At 50.9% G+C, this 25,651-nt stretch carries 28 protein-coding genes; 6 read left to right on the forward strand and 22 right to left on the reverse strand.

Annotated features, from left to right (window positions below; translation table 11 throughout):
- Window positions 1-87 precede the first annotated feature (87 nt).
- The 3 genes from NNL21_RS29670 to NNL21_RS29680 form a co-directional block, all read right to left on the reverse strand.
- Entirely contained in the window at window positions 88-1,035 is a 948-nt protein-coding gene (locus NNL21_RS29670) for an ROK family protein (RefSeq protein ID WP_204819000.1), read from the reverse strand.
- A gap of 36 nt (window positions 1,036-1,071) precedes the next feature.
- Window positions 1,072-1,941 carry a MurR/RpiR family transcriptional regulator gene (locus tag NNL21_RS29675; RefSeq protein WP_204818999.1) on the reverse strand — a complete coding sequence of 290 codons (870 nt, stop codon included), beginning with the start codon at window positions 1,939-1,941 and terminating at the stop codon, window positions 1,072-1,074.
- Between the two features lie 165 nt (window positions 1,942-2,106).
- A complete protein-coding gene (locus NNL21_RS29680) occupies window positions 2,107-2,826 on the reverse strand; it encodes an N-acetylmannosamine-6-phosphate 2-epimerase (RefSeq protein WP_204818998.1) in 720 nt (239 codons plus the stop codon).
- 181 nt (window positions 2,827-3,007) lie between these two features.
- Here NNL21_RS29680 and NNL21_RS29685 point away from each other — a divergent pair, with 181 nt between their 5' ends.
- On the forward strand, window positions 3,008-4,588 hold the full coding sequence (locus NNL21_RS29685) for a DUF4127 family protein (protein ID WP_204818997.1): 1,581 nt from the start codon (window positions 3,008-3,010) through the stop codon (window positions 4,586-4,588).
- Window positions 4,589-4,691: 103 nt separating this feature from the next.
- On the opposite strand, the gene NNL21_RS29690 is transcribed toward NNL21_RS29685, so the two are convergent.
- The 3 genes from NNL21_RS29690 to NNL21_RS29700 all read right to left on the reverse strand — a co-directional run bounded on the left by NNL21_RS29690 (window position 4,692) and on the right by NNL21_RS29700 (window position 9,197).
- On the reverse strand, window positions 4,692-7,349 hold the full coding sequence (locus NNL21_RS29690; protein WP_204818996.1) for a hypothetical protein: 2,658 nt from the start codon (window positions 7,347-7,349) through the stop codon (window positions 4,692-4,694).
- A gap of 56 nt (window positions 7,350-7,405) precedes the next feature.
- Window positions 7,406-7,888, reverse strand: coding sequence for a hypothetical protein (locus tag NNL21_RS29695; RefSeq protein WP_204818995.1), 483 nt, complete (start codon window positions 7,886-7,888; stop codon window positions 7,406-7,408).
- A 157-nt stretch (window positions 7,889-8,045) separates the two neighbouring features.
- A complete protein-coding gene (locus NNL21_RS29700) occupies window positions 8,046-9,197 on the reverse strand; it encodes a family 43 glycosylhydrolase (protein WP_204818994.1) in 1,152 nt (383 codons plus the stop codon).
- A 163-nt stretch (window positions 9,198-9,360) separates the two neighbouring features.
- On the opposite strand from NNL21_RS29700, the gene NNL21_RS29705 reads away from it, so the two are divergent.
- Entirely contained in the window at window positions 9,361-10,236 is an 876-nt protein-coding gene (locus NNL21_RS29705; RefSeq protein WP_204818993.1) for an AraC family transcriptional regulator, read from the forward strand.
- Between the two features lie 86 nt (window positions 10,237-10,322).
- Here NNL21_RS29705 and NNL21_RS29710 read toward each other — a convergent pair whose 3' ends face one another.
- A complete protein-coding gene (locus NNL21_RS29710; RefSeq protein WP_204818992.1) occupies window positions 10,323-11,039 on the reverse strand; it encodes a 7-carboxy-7-deazaguanine synthase QueE in 717 nt (238 codons plus the stop codon).
- Complete coding sequence (gene queD / locus NNL21_RS29715; RefSeq protein WP_204818991.1) at window positions 11,029-11,511, reverse strand: 6-carboxytetrahydropterin synthase QueD; 483 nt, start codon at window positions 11,509-11,511, stop codon at window positions 11,029-11,031. Before queD ends, NNL21_RS29710 begins: the two co-directional genes overlap by 11 nt.
- Before the next feature lie 174 nt (window positions 11,512-11,685).
- Between queD and NNL21_RS29720 the strand changes: the two genes are divergently transcribed.
- Window positions 11,686-11,994 (forward strand): WGxxGxxG family protein, encoded by a 309-nt coding sequence (locus NNL21_RS29720; RefSeq protein ID WP_256555571.1) that lies wholly within the window; start codon window positions 11,686-11,688, stop codon window positions 11,992-11,994.
- Between the two features lie 137 nt (window positions 11,995-12,131).
- A complete protein-coding gene (locus NNL21_RS29725) occupies window positions 12,132-13,379 on the forward strand; it encodes a stalk domain-containing protein (RefSeq protein ID WP_256555572.1) in 1,248 nt (415 codons plus the stop codon).
- Between the two features lie 208 nt (window positions 13,380-13,587).
- Here NNL21_RS29725 and NNL21_RS29730 read toward each other — a convergent pair whose 3' ends face one another.
- Genes NNL21_RS29730 through NNL21_RS29745 form a run of 4 tightly spaced genes read right to left on the reverse strand, consistent with a single transcriptional unit; the run spans window position 13,588 to window position 16,280 of the window.
- The gene (locus NNL21_RS29730; RefSeq protein WP_204818990.1) at window positions 13,588-14,391 is read right to left on the reverse strand and encodes a PhzF family phenazine biosynthesis protein; all 804 of its coding nucleotides are present in this window, start codon (window positions 14,389-14,391) and stop codon (window positions 13,588-13,590) included.
- A gap of 14 nt (window positions 14,392-14,405) precedes the next feature.
- On the reverse strand, window positions 14,406-14,870 hold the full coding sequence (locus NNL21_RS29735; RefSeq protein ID WP_204818989.1) for a hypothetical protein: 465 nt from the start codon (window positions 14,868-14,870) through the stop codon (window positions 14,406-14,408).
- Window positions 14,863-15,813, reverse strand: coding sequence for a DMT family transporter (locus NNL21_RS29740; RefSeq protein WP_204818988.1), 951 nt, complete (start codon window positions 15,811-15,813; stop codon window positions 14,863-14,865). Before NNL21_RS29740 ends, NNL21_RS29735 begins: the two co-directional genes overlap by 8 nt.
- A gap of 11 nt (window positions 15,814-15,824) precedes the next feature.
- Window positions 15,825-16,280, reverse strand: a complete 456-nt coding sequence (locus NNL21_RS29745) for a GyrI-like domain-containing protein (protein WP_204818987.1) — start codon at window positions 16,278-16,280, stop codon at window positions 15,825-15,827.
- A gap of 387 nt (window positions 16,281-16,667) precedes the next feature.
- On the opposite strand from NNL21_RS29745, the gene NNL21_RS29750 reads away from it, so the two are divergent.
- Together NNL21_RS29750 and NNL21_RS29755 are read left to right on the forward strand one after the other, a co-directional pair.
- A complete protein-coding gene (locus tag NNL21_RS29750; RefSeq protein WP_204818986.1) occupies window positions 16,668-17,648 on the forward strand; it encodes a phytanoyl-CoA dioxygenase family protein in 981 nt (326 codons plus the stop codon).
- Between the two features lie 82 nt (window positions 17,649-17,730).
- Window positions 17,731-18,657 (forward strand): AraC family transcriptional regulator, encoded by a 927-nt coding sequence (locus tag NNL21_RS29755; RefSeq protein ID WP_204818985.1) that lies wholly within the window; start codon window positions 17,731-17,733, stop codon window positions 18,655-18,657.
- Between the two features lie 39 nt (window positions 18,658-18,696).
- Here the strand turns inward: NNL21_RS29755 and NNL21_RS29760 are convergent, their stop codons facing one another.
- The 10 genes from NNL21_RS29760 to NNL21_RS29805 all read right to left on the reverse strand — a co-directional run bounded on the left by NNL21_RS29760 (window position 18,697) and on the right by NNL21_RS29805 (window position 25,603).
- Window positions 18,697-19,011, reverse strand: coding sequence for an antibiotic biosynthesis monooxygenase family protein (locus NNL21_RS29760; RefSeq protein WP_204819121.1), 315 nt, complete (start codon window positions 19,009-19,011; stop codon window positions 18,697-18,699).
- Window positions 19,012-19,035: 24 nt separating this feature from the next.
- Window positions 19,036-19,791, reverse strand: a complete 756-nt coding sequence (locus NNL21_RS29765) for a class I SAM-dependent methyltransferase (protein WP_204818984.1) — start codon at window positions 19,789-19,791, stop codon at window positions 19,036-19,038.
- Between the two features lie 21 nt (window positions 19,792-19,812).
- Window positions 19,813-20,055, reverse strand: a complete 243-nt coding sequence (locus tag NNL21_RS29770; protein WP_256555573.1) for a DUF2164 domain-containing protein — start codon at window positions 20,053-20,055, stop codon at window positions 19,813-19,815.
- Between the two features lie 61 nt (window positions 20,056-20,116).
- A complete protein-coding gene (locus tag NNL21_RS29775; protein ID WP_204818983.1) occupies window positions 20,117-20,950 on the reverse strand; it encodes a GNAT family N-acetyltransferase in 834 nt (277 codons plus the stop codon).
- A gap of 116 nt (window positions 20,951-21,066) precedes the next feature.
- Entirely contained in the window at window positions 21,067-21,552 is a 486-nt protein-coding gene (locus NNL21_RS29780) for a hypothetical protein (protein WP_204818982.1), read from the reverse strand.
- A gap of 417 nt (window positions 21,553-21,969) precedes the next feature.
- On the reverse strand, window positions 21,970-22,737 hold the full coding sequence (gene hisA, locus NNL21_RS29785) for a phosphoribosylformimino-5-aminoimidazole carboxamide ribotide isomerase (RefSeq protein ID WP_204818981.1): 768 nt from the start codon (window positions 22,735-22,737) through the stop codon (window positions 21,970-21,972).
- Between the two features lie 51 nt (window positions 22,738-22,788).
- A complete protein-coding gene (locus NNL21_RS29790; RefSeq protein WP_204818980.1) occupies window positions 22,789-23,625 on the reverse strand; it encodes an HAD-IIB family hydrolase in 837 nt (278 codons plus the stop codon).
- Window positions 23,626-23,665: 40 nt separating this feature from the next.
- Window positions 23,666-24,367: an HAD family hydrolase gene (locus NNL21_RS29795; RefSeq protein WP_256555574.1), complete on the reverse strand. Its 702-nt coding sequence runs from the start codon at window positions 24,365-24,367 to the stop codon at window positions 23,666-23,668.
- 34 nt (window positions 24,368-24,401) lie between these two features.
- Window positions 24,402-24,812, reverse strand: a complete 411-nt coding sequence (locus tag NNL21_RS29800; RefSeq protein WP_204818979.1) for a VanZ family protein — start codon at window positions 24,810-24,812, stop codon at window positions 24,402-24,404.
- A 38-nt stretch (window positions 24,813-24,850) separates the two neighbouring features.
- Window positions 24,851-25,603 carry a GNAT family N-acetyltransferase gene (locus NNL21_RS29805; protein WP_204818978.1) on the reverse strand — a complete coding sequence of 251 codons (753 nt, stop codon included), beginning with the start codon at window positions 25,601-25,603 and terminating at the stop codon, window positions 24,851-24,853.
- Window positions 25,604-25,651: the final 48 nt, after the last annotated feature.

Genomic DNA, 25,651 nt, shown 5'->3' on the forward strand with positions numbered 1-25,651 from the left:
CACGAGATCACTCCTCCCATGCCTGTACACGAAGTCTGTTATCCGCTGTGCCTTCCTAAGCCGAGTAACCGGCTGCATATGTCTATCTTATGAATAATGCCAGAGCTGTGCCGCTGCGCCGATGACGCCGGCCTGAATGCCGACTGCAGCCGGGACGATCTTAACCGCCTCCCACATCGCGGGAGCCGTTCTTAATGCGGCCTCCCTTCGCAATGCGCTCAGCAAGGGCTCGCCAGCTTCCGATACACCGCCGCCAATGATGACAGCCTGCGGGTTGAAGGTATGAATCAGTCCGCTAATTCCGGTAGACAATGCGGTAATAACGACATCCATGATTGCAGAAGCTTGCGGTTCTCCATCGAGCCATCCCTTGATGACGGACCTGGAATCAGTCTGCCCCTCATACAAGCCTGCTGCTGCATGCTCATCCGCTAAGCGAACAATCCCCGTACCGGATGCATATAATTCGATGCAGCCGCGGTTGCCGCAAGAACAGCGGGGTCCGTTGAAGTTGACGGACACATGGCCCAGCTCTGCTGCTCCGCCGAACGTTCCCCGAATCAGCTGACCATTCTCTACAACGGCGCCGCCAATTCCTGTACCTAGCGCTAAGCAGACGAAGCTGTTCAAGCCGCGGGCTGCACCGTAGCGCCGCTCCGCAATCGCTTGAACATTCACGTCGTTATCCACGATGACCGGCAGTCCAGGAAACCTGCCGGCTACGTCCTCTTTAATTCGCGTACCTGTCCAGCCTGGCAGCGTATCAACGGCGAATGCAACTCTCCCGGTTGCAAAATCAATCTGTCCGGCGCTGCCAATCCCGATGCCGCGAAGCTTCTCCCGGTCTGTATAGGCTGACGCAGCCTCATACATACGCCCAATACCTTCCAGTACTTGATTCAGAACGACAACGGCGCCCTCTCTGGCTTCTGTCCGAACAATCTCCTGATGATAAAGCTTTCCCTGATCGTCTGCGAGTGCAAAATGAATCTTGGTTCCCCCAATATCCACTCCGATGGCTAGCTCGACGGACATCTGACGTTCCTCCTGTGCACGTTTAGTGAGTTCCCATTAGTACAGCTTATCGGCAACGGCATTCGCCGTTTTGCGAATGGATTCGTTTGTCTCACTCTTTTTGAGCGTGGTAATCAAGGTCGACATGATGTCCAGCAGATGAATCTGAGCCATCTTAGTCGATAGCGCACCGCCCTGGAACGGCATCTCCCGAGTAGGAATGAGGAGTACGATATCCGCATTAGTCGTAATCGGCGATTTCGCATGGCTGGTCAGACAAATCACACGCGCTCCGTTTTCCTTGGCCTGCTTTAAAGGATCGACAAGGTCCTTCGTACTGCCGGAGGTCGAGATGCCGATCACGACATCGCCTTTCTGGACCATTGCAGCCGACATCGCGATGATATGCGCGTCACGTTGGGCTTCGACCTTCATACCCAGTCTCATTAACCGATAATGTGTGTCGAGAGCGGTTATCCCGGATGAGCCCACGCCGTAAATGTAAATCTTGTCGGCCGCGATAATGGCGTCGACAGCACGGGTCATTTGTTCAATATCTAATAAGTCCAGCGTATTCTTAAGAATGTTCTCGTTATTCATGGTCACTTTACGGACAATGTCCATCGTGTTGTCGGATTCGTCGATTTCACCGTTCAGGTAGTTGGGCACATTGACCAGATCCTGAGCGATCGACAGCTTAAACTCATGATACCCTCTAAAGCCGAGAGCGCGGCAGAATCGGATCACGGATGTTTCGCCAACCCCGGCCGTTTCGGCCAAGTCCGTTACGGTCGATAATACCGCTTCTTCCGGATTGTTCTGGACAGCATCCGCCACTTTCTTCTCCGCTTTGGTCATGGATGAATACACACTTGAAATCATCAACAACGTGTTTGATGAATTATTTAACCTGCGCGCTTTTTTCATTGTAATTCTCCCTTATTGTGTCAACTGGATTATTATGGTTAATTAATGAAAGAATATACGAATGTGATAGTATTTACAAGAGAACAACCTCTTAAAGTCTGCGTTTTGAGCCAAATTATATGCTGAATCTAGCACAAATTCGGATGTTTGTCACACGAGCATCCCTTAGTTTGCTGTAAGATTAGAGGAATGCTCGATTCTTCTGTGGATAGCCTTCACGAACCGCTTCGTTATCTCCTGTGGACGCGTGATCGCAGTACCGACAACAACGGCATGCGCTCCTGCCTCGAAGCATTGCAAGCATTCATCTACAGTCCAAATCCGGCCTTCAGCGAGAACCGGCGTCTCGTTCCGTGCTGCAAGCTTGCGCACAAGCCCAATATCCGGTTCTTTGCTTTGCCGGCTGTAAGGGGTGTATCCCGACATCGTAGTGGACACAATGTCGACGTTCATCTCCATCGCCTGTACGCCTTCTTCATAAGTAGATATATCGGCAACGACGATCGCTTTTGGATATATGTACCGAATGCGCTCCAGCAATTGTCTGAATGCCAGACCGTCAGGCCTTGTTTGATTCGTAGCATCCACAGCGACAAATTCAGCGCCCGCTGATAGCACGGCACCGATTTCCTTCATCGTAGGTGTAATATATACGTCGCTGTTCGGATAATTTTGCTTGTATAGACCAATCACCGGTAAGGAGCATCGTTTCTTGATCGCTTCAATATCCTTTGGCGTATTCGCTCGAATCGCGACTGCCCCTCCCTCTTCCGCGGCAACAGCCATTGCGCTCATGATATCCGAACCAAACAGAGGTTCATTCTCCAGCGCTTGGCACGATACAACGCACCCGTTACGCAGCCTTTCTATGAGTGCATCTTTCATTAGTTCCGCTCCTTTTGACTGGGTGTAGTCTGGGTTTTATTACAATAATCATACCATCGAACAATTCAAAATGGAAGATTTCTTTTTTTACTCTTTTGTTATCGGATTTATTCTCTTTTTCAAAAAAGGAAGTCATGCTATACTTATTTCATACAAATCTATGCAATGGAGGTAATTTGATATGAATGATCTCGTGTATGTTCCGCTGGATGAGAGGCCCTGTAATTATGAGTATCCTGCCGCTTTAGCCCGCATCGGTGAATTACCGTTAACTTCACCTCCTCTTCACCTTCTTGGGAACAAGAAGCGCCCTGCCGATACGACCGGAATCATGAATTGGTTAATCGAATCCGCGCAAGACGCCAATGATTTAGTCGTTTCCATCGATATGCTCGTTTACGGCGGCATTGTCCCTTCACGCTTGCATCATCATACGGAAGAAGAATGTCTTCAGCGGCTATCGATTCTGCGAGAGCTGAAGGCGGCCCATCCCTCCCTCCGGATCCATGCCTTCAATCTCATCATGCGCACCCCGTCTTATAATAGCGACGATGAGGAGCCGGCTTACTATGAGCAGCATGGGGAGAGCATCTACCGGTATTCCTGGCTCAGCGATAAGCGCACCTATGGCGAGCTTCCGGCATCCGAGCAAGCGGAATGGGAGCGCTTGCATACGGTTATTCCGCAAGCGGTTCTTACCGAGCATTTGCAGCGGCGAAGTGTAAACGCATTCATTAATGAAGCCTCCGTCAAATTCGTTCATGAAGGCATTATCGATACACTCATAATTCCGCTCGATGACAATGCGGAATACGGATTTACCGCATCCGAGCGGAACAAGCTTATTGTTCTGGCGGACAGCCTTAATCTCTCGGATCGCATTCATATTTATCCAGGAGCCGACGAGGTCGGCTGTACGCTCATCGCTCGCGTTTTCTGCGAGCGGCGCAGCTACCGGCCTGAATTGTTTACGCGTTATTCCTCGACGCTCGGGCCGACGATCATTCCATGTCTGGAAGACCGTACACTCGGCGAGAGTATCAAATCGCAGGTTATTGCAGCCGGAGGTCTGCTTGCCGACAATTCCCATGAGGCGGATTTCATCTTAATGGTCCATTCGCCCGCGGCAGGGCAGAATGCTGTTGCTGATGCCGCCTCACCGTTGTCCTCGCGCCATCGTTCTTATTTTTCCGAGGTCAACATCCGGGAATTTGCCGCTGCTATTCAGAACTACATGGACAAAGGACGAACGGTTGCGCTTGCCGATGTTGCTGCATTGAACGGCAGCGATCAATCACTCATGCAGCTGTTGTCCCGCTTAGGACTGTTAAGCCGGCTGCAGGCTTACGCCGGTTGGAATACGTCTGGCAATACGCTCGGAACCGTTATTGCGCATGGCATTATCGAGTCTTACTATTCTCGCCCTGCAACCGGCGAATCGGTCGATAGGATGGCGAAAAGCCGTGCCTTCTTGATCGCGCGGCTCATAGAGGATTGGGGCTATCAAGCCATTGTCAGATCACGGACGCTGCATGAACATCTTCCGCTACTAGGCGGCAATTATTTCAACGTTGCCGAATGCTATGATGCGGTTACCGAATTGGTCCGGGATCAGCTCAAGGCTTTCGTACATACCTATCTCCAGGATTTGCAGCCTGAACGGATTGAAATCCATGATGTGCGCATGCCATGGAAACGAATGTTCGAGGTTGGTTTTCAAGTTAGTCTGACAGATTCACCAGTGGAGAACAGCTTCTCATAGTCCGGACCGGGTCGTTCCGATCTGACCGTTCCTATCATACAAGAAAAGAAAGGGGCTGCGGGCAGCCCCTTTCTTGTACCTGCTTATCGACAAACTCCGCTGCCTACTCGCCTTCGAAACGGTAGTTGAACCGATCATTCGGCGCACTATCCCCGTTCACGGTAAACTCCGTGATGTCATTGTCCACCTGCCTATTATCCACCCATTTGAAGTCCAGCGAAACCTGATCCTTCTTGTTCAAGCCAAGCCATTGGCGCGGTATTTCAATTTCCATTTCATTGCCGCCGACCTGGTATTCCACTTGACCGACATCCTGCCAGTCCGTCCCGTTCGCGCTTGCCTGCAGGGTCGTCTTCGTGCTGCTTGCAGCTGAGTGGTTTACCCGGAAATCATAGCCCTCCCAGCCCGTTGCGTGATTCTGATCGGCGTCAATGAATAACAGCATCCAGTTCGGATCGGTATAAGGCGTTATCGCCTCTTTCGTTCTAGTGTAGAAGTACACATAGTGATTGTCATACGCCGCCTTCGAGCTGATGATATCGTTGCGTCCGGTTTCATTGACATACTGCCCGGATGTTCCGACTCCCGGATGATTCCTGCGAGCTTCATCGGCGATATTATCGCGATACTCCGGCAGTACCTTATCCCAGTCTTTAAACTTGCCGTCGATCTTCACATTGTTTTTCTTCTGGGCAGCCGGCAATGGAGAAGCTCCTTTATACTTCCGGACAAAATCTACCAGCTGATAATAATAGTTATCGCCGTGTCCGCCCTTCATGGGTTCGATGTCCCGGCTGAATTCCTGATTGAATTGATCGACGAACATAACCGGATTCTGTGCGCCGTTAAATTCCGTGAAGCGCTGTGCGATCCATTCGTTCCAGCCCGTTACAAAGACGAATTCGGGATCGGCCTCCAGTGCGTTCTCCCACTGCTCCGCGAAGTTCAACCCTTGCTCGGAGGGATAGGGCTCCTGGGACTGAGCCCCGTTATGGAAGCTTCTTCCCATCGCTCCCGGCTCGCTCATCGCTCCGAGCTTATATCCGCCGCTGCCGTTGGGAACGGCATTCTGCCCTACGCCTACCGTCATCTGCTCGTTGTTCCCGTCCGCATCATAGAAGACATGCTGCGGCGATACTTCAAGCCAGCCCCATTGATTCGGCCCGCTTGGACCTTCAAAATAGGATGGCATCGGCTTGCGGAAGGTAAAGAAATCACGTAAATCAGCCCGAACCGTATTCGGATCGGCCATAATCAACGGCTTGCCGTCCCACTGGAACCACAGATCCGAATAGAGCCCCGGCCCATACAGATCATTCCACAGCGACTCCGTTACCGAAGACGCACTGCCGAACGGAGCAAGGAAGGCGATTTGCGGCGTACGGCCGCCTTCATTCCTTATTTCGGTAAATACGCGAAGCAGTGCCATGAAGTTATCGGTATACGTGTAGTTATTGGTCGTATCGAATATGAGTGTATCCACACCGGCATCCACCAGCATTTGCGCATGCTTGCGCAGGACGTACTCATCATCGGGTTTGTAATAGCCGAATAAGGACTCTCCCCAATAATGGAATCGGCCTTCCGGCCCCCATAACGGACTATTCGCATTCTGCAGCGCATCGGGATCCTGCGCTAATATTTTCGTAATATCATAGGGTCCGTCGTTGCTGTGATAGCCCATCCATAAGAAATAGAACATGCCGACAAATTTATCTTTCCTCGGCGATCCGGAAGTCGCGTTCGTGGACACCGTCCGGCCGAGATTGTCTGTAGCGACCCATGTGTCGCTCTGCGTATCCCACTGCTGCCAATCGCGTGCCAAGCCATACCCCACCGCAAAGTCGGTCTCAGGCGAGGCGATGCCATTGCGATAAGCGACGCCATCTGCATATGGGACCGAACCTATGCCAAGCTGGAACGGTACACCCAATTTGTTGATGATTTCCACGTAATAGGCTCCAGGCGGCATATTACCGACCTTGATTCGGCCATAGCTGGGATCGCCGAACTCAACCTTGGATTCCACCAGCAGCCTTCCCGCCTTACTCTCTTGATGCAAGCGCACCTCGAGACTACCGCTTTGGCTGGATGACGGAAGCTTCAGAAGAACCTCATTAAAGTTCCGGTCTGCTTGGAACGTCTGTCCCGCCGAAGCCAAGACAGGATAGATGAGTGACAGTACGCGTTCTTGATCGAGCAGCAAGTCCCCATCTTTGTAGGCTGCGCCCATCATATAGCTGACCGGCTGGGTAACCCATCCGACATTTCCGCTTGGCTGACTGATCTCTACGTAATATCTGCCTGGCTGTTGTTCGGGAAATAGAATATCATTGATTCCATTCTGGGCGTTCGTAACCGAAGCGGAATACAGCTCCGTGCCGCTTGGTCCGTCCTTATATAACGTCGCCTTGTAGCTGACCGAACCGCTTTGTCCAGACGGCGTCTCGATCTTGACCCCGTTAAACGGCTTCTCCGCCATGAAATCTTGCCCGAGTGTCCCGCCGTTCTCTAGCGGCTCTAAAGCACTGCTGTCCCCTTTCGGCACAATTGGATCTTCAACCGGAACAGAGCCGCTGTACAATTCATAGGTTTGTCCGGCGTTGCCCGCTATCAGCTGCACATAGTCGAATGCTTGTTGCGTATTGGATTCCGATGAGTTCGCTTGACTTGTACCGAATGTGGAGAGCATCGTGAGCAGCATGATGACAAGCATGACCGGAATCCACTTTCTAATAGACACTCTTAAGGATGATAACAAATGCGTCACCTCCAGTTTTTTTGCAGCCTCGGTATACCCGTACTGAACCGTATCCTTTATTCGACATATCGAATAATGGTTTCACGGTCACTGCCTAGAACCGGCTTGCCGTTCTCGTATGCAGCTCCGCGGTTATAAACATCCTCCCTCGTCCACCATCCGATTGAACCTACCGGTTTGCTGATCTCAGCATAATAACGGCCGATTCCTTGATCCCCGACTTGAATGGTCGACCGATTGTCCTGCGCATTCCGTATGTCCTCCTGATAGACAATCTCTCCACTAGGCCCATGCTTGCGCAGCGTAAAGGTATATCCGGATGTGGTCGTACCCCAGGTTGGCAGCGGCAGCACGACTGTATTGAACGACTGCGGAGCGATAAATTCTTGCCCTAACGTACCGTTTGGATCCGTCAGTTGAACCGGACTATGATTCCCAGACTCCGGTACAATGCTGATTTCCGTCGATGCTGCAAATACAACGCTAACCATGCTCAAGGCCACAATTGCAAGCCCCAGTACGAATGCAAGCTTCTTCACATCCATTCCTCCCTACCAGACAATATCAATCCTGATCGTGCCTTCCTACCTCTGACTGCCCTCTAACGTAATTGTGCAACGCTGCCTCCTGTCCCAGCTATCTTAACCTCATGATGAAGCCTTCCCCCATCACCTCCCTTCATTAAAGCGCAGTATCCTATACCTGTGACCGGACTGGAACCACTTTAAACGTACCGCCGGTATGTTCAGGCCACTCCAAGCGATAGAATTCAATGAAGTGAAAATGGTTCGTCTCATGCGTAATCGCCGTCATATACCATTGCCCATCCTCATCCTGCAGAAACTCGCTTGCCGTAACACCCTGCAGCACCTGAAAGCCGTCCCCGGACACGTCACAGAACCCCGAGTCTGGCTTCGTTGAAGTAGCCACAACCGTGCCATGCGTATAGCTGGTATAGAATAAATGGTATATCCCGCCGCGCTTGATGACGAAGGGCGATTCAGGCGGCACCTCCGTGCTGTTCTCCACAATCGAATATCCGCGGTCTTCCCAGTTGATCAAATCATTGGAATAGGCGATTCCTACGCAGTATTGGCTTGTTTCTTTCACATAGCCGGTATAATAACAGTAGAAACCGTCATCATCCTTCAGTACGAACGGATCCCGGCAGTTGGAGAAGTGCTCCGGAGCCCATAACCCCCAAGGCGGGATGATCAAAGGCTCCTTCGATACCCGCTCCCAATTGACGAGATCGGTTGAGACGGCAGCGTTGATCGCCTGGCAGGCATTCTCATTCACCCCGGTATAGAACATCCAGTACCGTTCATCATGCTGGAATACATGCGGCGCCCACACATGTGTATTCTCCCATGATCCTGGAATGACAGGAAGCACCGGCTGATGAATCTCCCAATTCAGCAGATCCTGGCTCGATGCATGTCCGAAGTTGCCCATCCCGAGCTCCTGCCACATGTTGCAGGCTTCCAAACGAATGTAGATGAGGTGGAACCTTCCATCCACTTTAAAGAACGCATGATCCACACATAAGCCATCCACTTCGCTGAAACGGCCGGCAAACAAATTACGCCCCTCTTCCAATGCCTTCAGCCAGGCCTCGCTCTGCTCCACCATTCCCTCCTGGGATGTGTACTCATAATTATTAACCGGTATAAGACCCGTTTCCCGGTCCAAGGTTTTGGCATGAAGCCGGTTAAGGAAGGTAATCGAACGGATGAGGTCCCTCAATTCTTCATTCGGCTCATTCTCAAACCGCTCCTTCAGAATCCGATTGATCCTGCGCTGCTGGTCCGCTATTTGCCTCAGCTGGCTTACTTGCTCCGCTTCCATAGTAATCAACTCCTAATTTGTATTGTTCTTTTGCCTACTTCGTGCTTAAATAAGAATAAAAACGTTTTCATAAAATTGTAAGCGCATTTATTTCAAAAATCATCCCATAATATTGTCAAAAAACAGTTGATTATTGCTTACCTGAGAACGGGGGACATCGATTATGAACATAATCCTCAGTAAAGGTCTGGAAATACGGGAGCCATCGGTTCATATTGAAGCGAACGTCAGCTTGCTTGCCAAATCCATGTTTTTCTACATCCAATCCGCAGGCCATTATTATGTGGAGCCGTCCTTTCGAGTCGTGCAGGACCATGACGATTCGTTCTTACTTCTATACACCGAATCCGGTATCGGCTATTTGGACTATGCCGGGTCCGCCTACACCCTTCGCGCCGGGGATATCTTCTTCATCGACTGCCGGCAGCCCTATGAATATCGAACCGACCAGACGAATCTATGGAATATGATCTGGTTGCGTTTCAACGGAGGCAGCAGTAACGGTTACTTTAAGCAAATCAAGAAATACACCGGTCCCGTCTTGGCCTTGCAGCCCGGATCCATTATTCCTGATTGTCTGGGCCGATTGATTACGACCAATCAATCCGTAGATGCCCGCTCCCCGATCATTAGCTCAAAGCTCATTGTTGAAATATTGACCGAGCTGCTGCTGCAAAGCAATATTTTCGACTGGAACTACGCGGATCCTCCTCCAAACATCGAGCAAATCATCACTAAGCTGCAAACCCACTACAACGAAAAAATCACACTCGATCAATTGGCAGAGGAGTTCTTCATCAGCAAGTATCATCTCACCCGGGAATTCAAACGATATACCGGCTACAGCCCGATCGAGTACCATATGAAATTAAAGATCGCCGCTGCAAAGGAGCTGCTGCAGACCTCCACCTACAGCATCGATGAAATCGGCTCGGAAATCGGATTCAGCAGCATTAATCACTTTATCGGCAGCTTTAAAAAGCATGAAGGCATAACACCTCTCGTATTCCGCAAGCGTTCTCGCTCTATAGCGGAGTGATTCGCATTCAGCAGAAAAAAGGCTGCAGCCGTTCAAACGGTTGCAGCCTTTGGATCCTAGCCTATTATTTTTTCGTAGAGTTAAAATTAGACGCCACGCTTTGCCGGATCCCAGATGATCTTATGCAGCTGCATATTGAGCTTCACGCCCGACAAACCGCTTTCCAGCATCTTATGAACGAGCCGATCCGGGGGCATCGACTCCCATACGGGGCTGAACATGGGCAGCGCAGCAGTCGGATAATTCTGGAGCGTCTCTACCGCCGCTTCAAAATCACGGTCACTGGCGATTACGAACTTCACTTCATCCTGTGGGCGCAGCAGTTCAAAATTATGATGCACCATCGTCCCGTTCTCCCCGGAGTCGGGAAGCTTGTAATCCATGATGTACCGGGCTTTCTCCGATTGAACCTCCGCAAGAAAAGGTGCGAGATCGATCGCTCCGTTCGTCTCGACATGAACATCCCGAATCCGTTCTATCTCACATAAAGCTTGCAGCAAAGCGGCCGAACGTTTGCCATAAAGGAGCGGCTCGCCGCCCGTTAAGCAGACATAGGCTGACTTATACTGCTGCTCTACCTGCTGGACAATGTCACGAATGGACATCTTGAATTCGGCTTCTGCCGGCGGGTAACTGTACTTTGTATCGCACCAGACGCAGCGAAGATTGCAGCCGAATAAACGGACGAAGACGGTCGGAAATCCGGCACGCGTGCCTTCACCTTCAACCGTCTCGAATATTTCAACCATCGGCAGCATAGCGGACGACAAGTCTGCAGACTCCTGCTGATGTTTATTCGGCATGCTCCTCCGCCTCCATCAAAGCTCTCGTCACGGCTGCGAAGCTGGTCGGCGTTTCCCACAAGCGCAGCTCTTCAATCCGCACATGAGGATAGAGCCCTTCTTCTCTTAGCGCGGCATACAGCTCTTCGTACATCCATACGACCATGTTCTCGGCTGTCGTGTTCATGGGCGGCAGCACTTCATTCAGGTAGCGGTGATCCAGACGGTCGATGATTCGTTCATTGGCTATCCGTTTTATGTCGGCAAAATCGATCGTAATCCCGCGTTTATCCGTCTTTCCCGACAAGATGATTTGCAGCTTGTACGTATGACCGTGCAGGCTCTTGCACTTTCCGTCATAAAGATGCAGATGATGAGCACTGTCAAAGGTAAACTCTTTGGAAACGAGCACCCGTCGGTTATGATAACGGAGCTCCTGCTCGTTTATATCGTCTCCGAACCGTTGTATATGCTTGGGAATGTCGTACGTCACGTTTCACACCTCGTCCATTTTATACAATAAGACACATTATAACATGGCCGGGAAGCATCAGCCACATCATACGTTTGGGCCAGATGAATCGAGAAGCGAGCATTAGAATATAATTTACCGCTCTGAGGGATAGTAAGAAAGTACCTAAATATGAATAACAACGGAGGATTACGAATGAAAAAGCATGTCATGTGTCTCTTCATTTGCGCCTGCTTTACCCTTGTGTTGTCCATTCCAGTCTTTGCTCAGCCTGCAGGTACTGAGATGACATCAGTTGAAATATCAGACAACAACATGAACAACATGAATGGTACAAGGGCGAATGATAACGTTGGCAACCGGATGATGAATACATTCGACAATGGAGCCAACAATTACCGTACAACCGCAGCAAACGATAACGATTTTGATTGGGGCTGGCTTGGATTGCTCGGCTTGATCGGATTAGCGGGTCTGCGCGGCCGGAACCGCGATCACGCTTAAGGTTGTCAGAAAACTATACCCTAGGCTTCTTGTTGAATAGGAGCCTGGGGTTTTGCTTCGTCTTTAATTCTTTCATCTATCAACTGATCTTGCTATAATAAGGAGACATCTTGATAGAATGGGAGAGATTAACAATCGTGAAGATTTTTCGTATGGGAGCTGTAGCCTGCTGTGCACTTCTACTTCTCAGCGGCAGCATCCCTGTCAGCGCTGCCTCAACTTTACCGGCCAAAACCGCGATTATGCTCGATGATTATCCGCTGTCTTTTCCAATCGAGCCAACCGTCATCAATGGGACTACGATGGTTCCTTTCCGGGTTATATCCGAAGCGCTTCGCATTAATGTGGTTTGGAACGCTGCGAATAAGACCATCACGGCCAACAAAGTCGTCGGCGACCAAACCAAGAAAGTTACCTTGCGTCTGAACGATAAGAAGGCGTTAGTGGGCGGGCAGAACGTAGCTTTGAATGTTGCCCCTATTGCCAAAGACGGTTACACCCTCGTTCCTCTTAATTTTTTCAGCACGCAGTTCGGAGCGCAGGTTTCATGGGATGGTAAGACACGTACTGTCGATATCCGTTCTCCGCGGGAGGATCTATACACGGTTGGTTTCTATGCCATATCTTCTTTCCCGGAAATACACTATGTCCCCTCTTTCGATTCGGTGGCATTCGGCTGGACCCGGATTGATGACGAAGGGCAGATCACGCTGCAGGGTGAGAGCTTCTTTTGGCCTAAACCAGCGGGCGATCTGACACCGGAGAAAATTATCGACGATGTGACATCGGACGGAAACAGCCCGTTTTTGATGGTTTTCGGAACGGATGGTAAGGGCCAGCTCACGAAGCTGCTCAACGATGAGACTCTTCGCGCGCAAGCCATTGACACCATTGTCAAGCAAGCCAGTGATAATCGTTTCCAAGGGATTTCAGTGGACTTCGAGGGAATTGGCTGGTCTGGCGATATTGAGCAAGCCAAGCAGTCCTACACCGAATTCGTTCGTCTGCTGAGCGAGCAGGCCAAGCTTGCGGGCCTGAAGCTGTCGCTGGCGGTTCATCCGCTGAATGGCGCCTATCACGGTTATGACTACAAAGCGCTGGCTAAGTATGCCGACGAGCTAATCGTCATGGCCTATCCGTATGAGGGCGAGAAAGGTCCAGAACCGATGGATCGCGTGGACCAAGCGATCCGGATGGCTCTGAAAGAAGTTCCCAAGGAAAAGCTCGTGCTCGGCATTTCCTTCGGCAGCGAGAATGCCAAATCAGTCAATGCCAAGATTGGCCTAGCCAAACGTCACAGCCTCAAAGGCATCGCGATATGGCGAATCGGGATTATCGGGGAAGAAGCTATGAAGCAAATGGAACGTACAATTATACTGGACTGATCATATGATCTATTGAGGAGGCCGCAGCCCAAGTCGTTCGAACGACTTGGGCTGCGGCCCTATTATTTTCAGATTGCCGGTACGGAGTAGGTTTGATAGAACTGCCTGTCAGCATCGATGGCCACCCCATTCAGCTGATAACCGAATGCACAGCCGCCATCCACGTTTCTTCATCAACAAATGTGCTCTCCCCCATCCGAACATCATCTCATGTTCGTAAATGTCCGTTCATGACCGTGACGGCCGTTCCGCTCATCCGTACTCGGTCGCCAACCGGCCGAAGGAGCAGCTCCCCGCCGCGGGCGGAGGCTTGATAAGCCACCAGCTCATCCTTGCGCAATCGACGCTGCCAATACGGAGCGAGTGCGCAGTGTGCCGAACCCGTAACCGGATCCTCGTTAATTCCGATAGAAGGAAAAAAAGCCCGGGAAACAAAATCATAGCGGCTGCCAGGTCCGCCGTCGGCCCGGGCGGTTACGATAACGCCTCTTGTCTCCACTCGAGACAGAAGCGCCATATCGGGTTGAAGCGTTCGAACCGTTCGCTCGCTGTCCACTTCAACGACATAGTCCATCCGGTTCCGGCCTACATAACGGGGAATTAATCCGAGTCCTTGAATGAGCTCCTCGGGCGCAACTGCCGGAGCAACCGGTTCAGCTGGAAAATCAAGTGTAATGCCATCAGCCGTCCGTTCAGCAGTTAAGATGCCGCTGCGTGTAAGGAACAGCAGCTTATGTTCCGGTTCTCGATGGCCATGCTCCCATAGGTAGTGAGCGGCCGCAAGTGTGGCATGGCCGCATAAATCAACCTCATCGAGCGGTGTAAACCATCGAAGTCCGTAGCTTCCGTCCGTCTTTTGCATCAGGAATGCCGTCTCGGACAGGTTCATCTCGGCTGCGACAAGCCGCATCCATTGCTCTTCACGCTCCTCCTGGAGCAAGCAGACCGCAGCCGGATTACCTCTGAACGGCTCTGAAGTAAATGCGTCGATAATGGATACCGGTACGGGCATCGCTCTCTCCTCCTTCATCTGCTTGTTGAACGTTCGTTCACTGGAAACATTATTCTAGCCGTCTGCGCTAACGTAATCCCATAGATTACATGGCCGATCAGCCATAGGCATAACGCCTGCCCATCATGAATCGACGGTACACGGTCGGATACGAGCGTTAGTGGCACCCATGTCAGAGAAGCGAGTACCCCCGTCAACACACCGAATCGCATATACCGTCCCCGACACTTGACGGCCACCAGATAAACAATGCCGAGCGGAACGGATACGCTCAGATGGAGTGCAAACTCCCCTGCTTCCGTCAGCCGCATCGGCATGTAAGGTATGAAATCAATATTTAACAGTAACGTATAGACACGCTCGCCGGTAAGGATCTGAAACCATTTTAGACAAAGACCTAGCACGATCCCCGCAACCAAGCCAGCAGCCGCACCCCGGCCTAAAACACGGAGTGACAGCCCGCCGCATATCCTATTCATTCTCGATAACAGCAGCCATACCCACTTTCTTCCTTCGATTCACGATGACGATGCCCAGGCAGACCAGCAAGAGCGAGAATAGGACAGCTGCATGCAGCTTCTCTGATAACAACAGCGCCGATTGCGCAACCCCGAACACGGGAATGAGAAACAAGTACATGGACACGCTGCCAACATGGTTGTACTTCATCACGTTGTTCCAGAGCATGAAGCCTACCGCCGATACGATAGCCAGATGAAGCAGCATCAGTGAAGACCGCCAGTCGAACAGGAATGGCGTCAGACCGACACGCCATGCCGATGCGGCGATTAACGCGATTCCCCCGAGAAGCATCTGGTAGCTGTTCATGTAGGAGATGCTGTAGGAGACAGCTCCTCTTCGGGATATTAAATTCGCGCTTGCGCTGAAGAATGCCGATGCGATCAAGAGCAGCTCACCATAGGAGAATATCCAGCTCCTGACGCTCCCGTGATTGGACAGCCCTAATACGAGCAGCCCCGTAAAGCCGACAAGCAGCCCTATCATCTTCGTCCTATTCAGCTTGTCATCGGGGTAGAGGACATGCGCAAGACCAATCTGGAAGAAGGATATCGTGCCTGCAATGACTGATCCGACCATGCCTTCGCTAAGAGACATCCCGGCATAGAAGAATGTGTACTGAAGCACCGTTTGCAGCAGCGCAATCCGGATGAGCAGCATCCCGCTGCCGGAGCGGTACGCCAATGTCTCTCTGCGGATCAGCATGTACACCATAATGAGAAGCCCGGCCAGCGTAAATCTGTATCCGGCAAACAGAAGCTGCTCGAATGTGTCCGAAGGACCGATCTGCAGCGATTGATAGCTGAGCTTCAGAAAAGCATAGGAGCTTCCCCATAACATTGTAGCGCCTACCGAGGCTGCCAGTATACCAAGAGGATGTGTGAAAAATCGAGCAGCCGTCATATTGCCGTCGTCTACTCCTTCTCTTGAATCGGTATGAGCAGATCGACCGGTTCTTCCTCCAAGTGCTCATCAATATAAAAAATTTCAAGCGAGACGGCATTATCCCGCTTGGCCAGCTTAAGTTCATTCATCCACGCGAACAGCTGCTCATAGCCTTCGCCAATGCGTTTATTGGTACACCTGACCATAGCATACTGCCGCTCGGGGATCGTAAATTGCACCATCCCATCGGGAACCTGCTCCATGTGGGCAATTTCGTAGCATGCCCAATAGGTTGCGAACACTTCGTTGCCAAAGTAAGGGCTGTGAAGCGCCGTGGATAGCACTTCCCCGTTCAATTCATGCTTGCGGGCAAGGAATTCGCTTTGCAATCGGATGGCTTCATCTGGGAATGTCGAGTAAGGACCGCAGTAACTGATTCCGACCAAATTCATGGCGGGTTTCGTAACTACCGCACAATTGTTCATCGTGCCAAACCTCCCTGTACGATTGGCGAAGCGAGCCTTCTCGCCGATATGAGACGGTTATCGCTGCACATCTGTGTCCAGTTTAACATGTATGGAGAAGAATTTGGAACATTTTCACATGTTTATCCCAAAACTTTATGTTCAATCCGGCCGCCTCCCGATCCCTCACACGCATCGGTCACGGGCTGGATTGCCAGGATGTCACGGACATCCGCTCGAGCAATTGGTCATGTTTGTTACTTGCCTCCTATACTAACGCCTATGCCGGCTGAAGATTGATATCGTGAGAGCAAATCAGTCCACCATCTGTTCGTTGGCTCCATTGTTTCCGGCATCCGCAGCGTGGATAATGAAGTAAATTGTATCCATACCAAGGAGGCCCATGGAATGCCCTATATGCCGCAAGTTGTTGCACGTCCCGACCGCTACCGCGTTCATGCCGATCAATACACACATTATCAGCGGGAAGGATACCTCGTCGTCCCTTCCCTCCTGGATCAAGCAGATGTGAAGAAGCTCCATGATTGGGCTGACGGCTTGTATGAAGGCCAGATCCCGGTTGCCGGACATGACGCTTATGATCCCGAGATGTCGGCAGCAGAAAAATCCGCTCGCGTTACCCGCATTCATATGCTTCATCGGAACCAGGCGGTCGGCGAATGGGGTTTGCTTCACCCTCGCGTACTGGATGTCGTTGAAGCGTTAATCGGTCCCGATGTTCTTGCCCTGCAGTCCATGCTATTCTTCAATCCACCAGGGCTCGGCGGTCAAGGCTGGCACCAGGATGCCTATTATATTACGACATATCCCGAGACGTTAATCGGTGCGTGGATCGCGCTTGAGGACGTCGATATCGAGAACGGCTGCTTATGGGTCGCTCCGGGAAGCTGCAACGAACCTGTCTATCCAGACGCAGATCCGGTTCAGTCTGTTCACGCGACTGGCGCATTCGATTCGCTGCCCCCAGTCCTTCATGCCAGCAGCATGGACGATGAAGCGAATTCGCTGTCCAAGGTGGCCGCCAGGTATCCGGCGATTATTCCAGTTCCAATGAAAGCAGGCGACGTTCTATTCTTCGAATCGCATCTGCTCCACCGCTCTTACCCGAACAAGACAGAAGACCGCTTCCGCCGCGCATACGTCTGCCATTACTGTAACGCACGGTCTTGGGTCCCGTGGAATCACGGCGAAGCCTTCGAGGGGGATTCCGCTAATTATTCGCATATTCTAGCACGGGGACAAACGCATCTTCCCTATGCCGCCCCAGCATTCGGCACGAGGGTCGATCTACCTGTTCTCGAACCCGGCAAGCCCGCCGCGGCCAAGCGGATGATGGCCATGCCGGACGGTCAAATGAAAGGGATGTAAGCCTGCTTCGAAAGCGTTGCCAAAACAGCTCCCGTTACGCTATAGTTGAAGCAAATCGGCATGGATTGGAACGTGAGCGCTTATGTCTATTACCGGTACGTCCTGCGGAGGAGAGCAGCAGACATACCCTTCAATAGTATTCTGCGGTGATGTCTCGGCGAAAGCCGGGGCAAGTCTGCCTCCCCGCCGGCTGTCCGAATATGAGCTGGTCTATTTTCCGCAGGGCACCGGGACGATCTATAGGACGAACGATCATACGATCGAACTGACGGAGCCCGGCTACATCCTGACCCGTCCGGATGAATTGCACACGTATGATTTTGATTCATCGGAGCCGACCCATCATCTATTCATTCATTTCGAATGGGCTAATATCCCGGATAACGACCATACATCATTCTTGAGAGAAGCATCCTTCCTGCCCGTGTTGAATCCGCTGGCGGAAAGCTTGTTGAAACAAATTATGCTGCTTGGCTCGACGAAGCCCAAGCGCTGGATAGAGCGAGGAAATAAACAGCTTTGCGTCATTCTGGAGGAATTGTCTTCTGCCTATGAGGAATGGAAGAACGGTTCGCAGACGAACAGTCCTGCCCTTCCTCTGCAGCTTCAGACAGCCATTTCGTATATGGAGAATCAGCTGCACCGGCCGATCTCTGTTGCGGAATTGTCTCACGCATCGGGATGGACGCATGCTCACTTCACGAGACAGGTCAGAAGGTACATTGGCTTGACGCCGCAGATGCTTATCGTGCACCGCCGGATTGAGAGGGCTTGCCGCCATTTGCTCTACGAAGAATGGAGTGTGAAGCAGGTTGCTTTCGCTTGCGGGTTTCAAGACGAGCATTACTTCTCTCGCTGCTTCCACCGAATCAAGGGCATAACGCCTTCCCGATTTCGCGAAGCTTACAGCAGTGCCCGCTCCATTAACCTGGCGTCCTTGACTGAGCCGAAGGAGCTGTATCCCTTTAATACGTGGATGTACGCTGACAACCATTTGCGCATGAAATAAATGGCTGAACAGGCTCTCTAGCCTGTTCAGCCATTTTATTCAGGTTGCCGGGTTATTCACCGCCAGCGGGATCTGTTCATAGTGCTCCACAATAGGAAACGGTTCATAATAGTGATGGAGCAGCCGTTTCCACTGTCCATATTCTGCGGATTGTCGGAATCCACTCACATGATCCTCGAGCGTTTCCCACCATACCAGCAGCACATACTGATGCTCCCGTTCGATACAGCGCTGCAGCTCATGGCGGATGTATCCTTCCATCGAAGCAATGAGCTCGGAAGCTTCTTTAAATTGCTCGATAAATGTATGATCCAGCTCGGGTTTAACCTGCAGGATGGCAAGTTCCATGATCATGTTTTTCATCAATCCTTCCGTCTTCTACATATGTCCGTAATATACTTCTGTCACGTAATGGAATGGAATATAGCCATCCTTCTGATGGGCGGCAAACAGAGCCTTTAGCTCCTGGACGAAGGTTTGATAGGCCTCCGTACCCGGCAGCGGCGTGTACGAGGATGAACTCGCCCGGCCGAGCAGCTCTTCATACGTAAGATGCTGTTCATTGTCGAACGAGGCTTTGGAGTAGCTTCCACGGCCAAAGAATGCGCGGTAATCCGCGTCACCCAGACGCATATGCTTAACGTTCTCATAATCCGGAGCTATTCTCTTCATCAATTGATCGTATGCGGTCGCGAATTCATTGCGCCCCACATCTCGTTTATTCCAGATTAACGCCGTCATCCCGCCCGGCTTCAATATACGGCGAAACTCCTTGCTCGTCGGCTCAGGATCGAACCAATGGAAGGCTTGTGCAGAGAGAATAGCATCCACCGAGGCGTCCTTCAGCGTCGTTTGCTCCGCCGAGCCGTTGATGGATATGAAATGGTTATCGCCCTCAAGCTGTGCTTCTGCTGCCTCGCGCATCTCTTTGTTCGGTTCCACGGCATAGACAACATTACCGCGTTCAAGCAGCAGCCGGGTGAAGATTCCCGTTCCCGCGCCGACATCGGCTAACACACTTCCCCGGTTGATCCCTAACTCCTCAACCAAATAATCGAGCAAAGCCTGCGGATATCCGGGACGATACTTCACATAATTATCGACCCGATTAGAAAATCGCTTCGTATTATCCATTCTTCGATTCTCCTCCTGCCTTTACGTTCTTCGCTCCATCGCATACAGCTCTTCTTCGATTGAAGCTGTTTTCTCTGCTATGACCTGCCTGGCGTCCGCCAACGCTTTGTTATAGACATAAGGCGCTGTTTCTTTCAGCAGAAAATCGATGATCTGCTCAGCTCCGATATGCCCAAGCTCTTCTGAGCGCTCTTCATAATAGAAGGCGATCAGCGCATCAATAATACGGTCCTTATCCTCCCGCGGAAGCTTGATCGGTATCATAAGTTACACCTCCCCGCTGCAGCTGTTTACTTATCCATTTAGAAAACGAAAGCATGCCTACTTATCGTAATACCATATTCATGCGCGTATAGGCCAGCTTCATTCCCGCGCGCTCCATATTACGGTGGCTCGGCGACAGGTATGCCGCTTGGCTAACCACCAGCTGGCAGCCATTCATGGCAGCTTCCTGCATTCGGCGTCTTACCAAAGCATATTGGAGTCCTCGTGAACGGTACTCCGGCAGCGTTGCTGCGAACGTCAAGGACGCTGTTCCATTCTCTACATACATGACACCTGCAGCTGCAGGGATCTCATCGGCAAGGCCCATATAGAAGTGCCACCCTGGCCTTCCTTGCAAGACCGCATTATTCGCAGCAATCGGCTCGATTCCGCTCTCATTCATTCCGAAGCCAAGGCAATGAATGCGCGCATAGGTCGTCATTTCATCCCGTTCCAGCCGTCTAATCCTTATATGAGCCGGCAGGTTCATTGAAGCAGCCTCAGGTACCGCATAGAACGAGGCTTGGAATCCGCCAGGCATGAAGCCCTGCTCACTGAGTAACTTGAGCAGCTCAGGCGTCGCCTTAGCCGGGGTAATTTCAAATTGCGGCCGGCAGCCACATTCTGCGTAGAAGGCTAGAATTTCCGGCAGCAGAAGAAGCTCATCGAGCCCGAACCCTTTGACGGTATTGAACTGCGGCCAGGGCATCCCCTTGCTGGCGATAGCGGCGGCCCCGCCAAAAGAGCGGAGCTGGACATGTTCTGGATTGCCTTGCCGCTCACGGATCGCCATCATTCGGTCCATCATATAATCAATCTCAGACTGTTCGATCCGCTGCGCAAGCTGCTTGGATAGTATGGACAATGCTCTGCCTCCTTCATTGATTCTCTTCATTCCTAAAGCCCCGCAACCCGCACGATGTCCACATTATACCATCGATACGCATGCAGATAGTAGAAAAAAAGCTTCGCAGCTCCCGAAGACGGGAAATACGAAGCTTGCAGGCAGCGCTATACATCTTTCACTGTTTTCACTTCATGACGCATCAGCCAAGCACGAAGCCGTTCGGCCGCTCTGTCTTTCTCGTTGTTCCCCGCAAAACGGAATCGTACGATCCGTTCCGACCAATTGCGTCGGTTCGTATGAAGATCGATATAATTCGTCGTGAAGGTCACTTCTGTCAGCTGCTCGGGAGTCAAATGCTGTTTTCCGATAAATAACTCTTTCTCCCGAAGGAGTAAGGCGTGCTTCTGGCGAATTTCTATGTACAGTCGAATAAATAGAAACACTTCTACCAATATGAAGGCGATCGAAGATGCAACCCGGATACTTTCGACTTTCGTTGCATTCGTAATGGCGAGCAGACCGATGTTTAACAAACAGGCAACTACCACGTATTTGCTAGAGGCATTCGGGTAGGTTACGGAAAAAGTCGGAGCCTGCTGCAGATCCGCAACGGATAATTCGTTCTCACTCCTGACCATACGTTTCAACATGATGACTCCACTCCCCCGCAAAAAATCCAGCAATGATTTCTGGTTATTGTATGATCATGAACTATAGAATATATATGGTCCGTATGTATCACTCATTAATTCACCCTTTCTTCAATAAATCTGCCGCATAAAATGAATCAGACACCCCCCATAATCATTGAACATTTTCGCTTCATCTAGCTTATAATTTAACATGATTTCATTATTATGTAAATCGATTGTAAGATTTTTGTTATTGATTTGTATCTTTTTTTGAGGAGGCTTCGCAGCTTACGAGGCCTCTTCGGCATGCCGCATGAAGGGAAGGAAGGAGATAAAAAAAAGAGAGGCGGCCCAAGTCCCCGCTCTCCCAATCTATGAAGCGTTGCTATAGAATCAGATTGCAATCATGTACGTCCCCCGTTGGATCCCATACAATTATTCGAACTGCTTCGAATAAGCAACTACCTCTTCATATGGCAGTGCCCCTCCGAAGATGTCCAGTGCGCTGCCTATGGTTATATCCAGCTTCCCTTCTGTAAGCGCATTGAACAAGGCTAGATCTTCAAGTGAACGTGCACCGCCTGCGTAGGTCGTTGGAATCGACACAGACCGGCTTAACAGGCTGACCAGACTTTCTAGAATGCCTGTCCGCTTGCCTTCGACATCGACGGCATGTACGAGAAATTCATTGCAGTACTGCTCAAGCTCCCGCAAATTGGCTTCGTTCACCTCAAAGCTGCTGAACGTCTTCCATTGATTCGTAACGACGAACCACTTATGATCTCGCTGCTTGCAGCTCAAATCGATTACCAGCCGCTCTTTGCCGACCTCCGACACGATCCGATTCAGATGCTCCATATTCAGCTCGCCGTCTTGAAAGATATAAGATGTCACAATGACATGCGAGGCCCCGTTTTCCAAATAATGAGCCGCATTATCTGCCTTGATGCCGCCGCCAATCTGCAATCCGCCCGGATATTCGCGAAGCGCGCCTAATGCCGCCTTTTCATTACCTCCGCCAAGCATAATGACATGGCCCCCCGTGAGCTCGTCACGCTTGAACAAGTCCGCATAGTACGCGGAATCGTATGCAGATACAAAATTTTCGATAACGCCGCCTTGCGAAGCCGCCGCTGTCAACGATTCGCCGACAATTTGTTTCACTTTCCCGTTATGAAGATCGATGCACGGTCTAAATTTCATATTGGTATTCCTCACCCTCGTATGTAAATCTTCTAGGCTCATTGTATCAGATTATGGCTTATTTCCGTAGACAGATGCTAGATAATGGGCCACGCCATGCTCCGCATTGGCCAGAATCGTTCCCGATGCCGCTTGAATAACCTGCTCATGCGCATTGGATACCGCATATTTCTCGTCCGCTGCCTCGAACATCGGCAAATCATTCAAATTATCTCCGAAACATACGAGCTTGCTTGCGTCGGCATACTGCTTCAGGAATATACATGCATCCCGCTTATTTGCCTGGCTGTTGGCGATCTCCAGCCAATAGTATCCCGGCGTGTAGATATCCGGTCCAAAATGACAAATCGCCTCGCTGCGATAACGGAATGCTTCATAGACAGGCAAAAGACGCTCCAGCGTATCAATGGCATTGACCGTCAAAACCGACTCCTCACGATGATTATCAAAGCCGGTCACCAATTGAAATCGCGAATCACCAAGCAGGGTTCGGCTTGTAATGTAGTTCTCTTCGCTTGCATTGCGAATCCCCTTATAGTAAACATGCGGGACGCCATTGTCGTCTAGCGTATATAGAAGCGGCTGCAAGTCATTATGCATGTAAGCAGCCAAGACTTCCATTGTGAAGGGGTCCGGAAGAAAGTTAGACCGGATATTGCGCCTTGTCAGCGGATCATGAATAAACACGCCGTTCATATAGGCTACAGGCAGACGCAGGGAAAGATCCCGAAGCAGCCAAGAGGCGGATTCAATTGAGCGCGCCGTCGCTACCGTGAACAGCATGCCCCGATCAATCAAATCATTCAGAATTTCCACGCTTTCCGGGCTTACGAGCTGCTCATCATTGAGCAGCGTCCCGTCCAAATCGGAAATGTACAAGACCGACAACCGGCTTCCTCCTCTTCTCTATTGCTATCCGCTCCGGCAGCTAACGGTTATCCAGCATCATCGTTAATTCGGATAATGATTGTATCGCGAACTTGGGCTGATGCAATTCTCCGATAGGCAGACCAACAGGGTTATAATAGCAAAAATCGATTCCGGAGCGTTCGGCTCCTATGTAATCATCCTGCAGGGAATCTCCGACAAACAGCACCTCGGAATGATCCAAGCCAAATGCATGAACCGCCGAATCGAAGATGGCGCGGTCAGGCTTCCATAGACCCATTTCATCGGAGATAAAGAGATGATCGAAATAATGATCCATTCCGCCCGTCTTCAGCCTGGCCCGTTGGGCTTCGCCTATGCCGTTGGAGATAATACCAAGGGGATAACGGCCATGCAGAGTCAACAGAACATGGTGCGCCCCCTCCATCACATGGCAGGTATTACAGAATAAATGCCAATACGTCTTCGCCAGAGGATCCGATAGGGACGGGTCGAACCCCAACTGGGCAAGCGTATCCCGGAAGGAGAAGTGAAGCACCTGACTGATGTGGATCTGCCGCTCCACCCGCTCGCTCCAGTATGTCCAGTTAATGGGCGCGAATACGCTCCGGAACGTCTCCCATTCAAATCCCCCCAGCTCCAGAAGCCGATGTTGCGCAATCGCGCGGTGCATGGCATCCAGCTCGCTTGAAGTATAATCGAGGAGCGTGTTATCCAGGTCGAATAATATCGCTTTGTACATTGAGACGATCTCTCCTCCGCATAAATAAACCGTATTAGATCTGTATCGACCGGATGATCCGGTACAGCATAAACCCGATTAATGCTCCTGCCGAGTTTAGTATAATGTCATCAATGTCGAAGCTCCCTCGTTTGAGTAGCATCTGCATGGTCTCCAGAACGAAGAGCACAGCTATGAACCGGAACATAAATCGAAAGAAGCCGTATTGCAGCAGATATGGAATCGCAAGGCCGAACGGTACGAATACCGCCACATTACCGACGATATTGATGACCCACATTTTGAAGCGAAAATGGTCGGCGTGGTTGAAGTATAATTGGATCGTCTGAAACGGGATGTAGTTATATCTGTAGCCGCTGCCTGCTGTATCGCTTCTCCCAAAGCCGATGAACATCCAGTAGAGCAGTAAGCCGGTATAAAGAAGGAGAAGGATAGCGGCAAACATTCGTAAGAGCTTGACAGGCTTCCTCTCCTCTTCTGGCCTTAATTTTGCGCGAACGGCTTCACGCGGTACCAGTACTTGTAGATCGTCTCGAAGCCAAGCTTGTCATATAGACGAACAGCCGGCTTATTACTCTCCGCCACAAGCAAATAACAAGCTTCGGCCCCGCGTGCTTCCCCCCATTCCAGCAAATGACGGATTAATTGTTCTCCATGGCCATGTTGACGATGCCCGGGTGCAGTCATAATGTCGAATAACCCCAAATAATGGTCATCTACCACTCCAAATCCACACGATACCGGCACGCCATCCTTATAGACAGTCGCAAAGCCTTGCTTCAGCGGGGATCGCTCAAGTAGCTTGCGCGTCGTTGAGAGCTGGCTCGCGGTAAGCTGATGAAGCGAAGCGGCCATCTCCAGCCAGCCTTCTGACAAGGACTCCTCAAAACGAACATCGCCACGGCTTGGAGGCAGGCGCCCGGGGAGTTCGCGCAGCTTCACACAAGAAGGATCAGCAAGCTTGTAGCCGGATTGTGACAGCATTTCATCAAGTGCTGCAGGTTGAATGAACGGCGTTATTTTGAACACGGCATCCAGTCCGACACCAGCATAGAACCGTTCCACGTTCTGGATCTGTTCCTTCACATCAGTAATTGAACAATCAGAATACAGAGGGCTGACGGAATTGGAACGTTTGGTATATCCATTGGACACACGCAGCAGCCACCCGTCACGCAGGACGGTTTGCAAGGCTGGCCATGCGTTCAATGCAGCTTCCTCGATCTTTTTGTACATTTATACCATCCTCTCTTCGATTGGGATATGTATAAATATACATTATTA

The sequence above is a fragment of the Paenibacillus mendelii genome (assembly GCF_024498075.1).
GTDB classification, from domain to species: Bacteria; Bacillota; Bacilli; order Paenibacillales; family Paenibacillaceae; genus Paenibacillus_Z; species Paenibacillus_Z mendelii.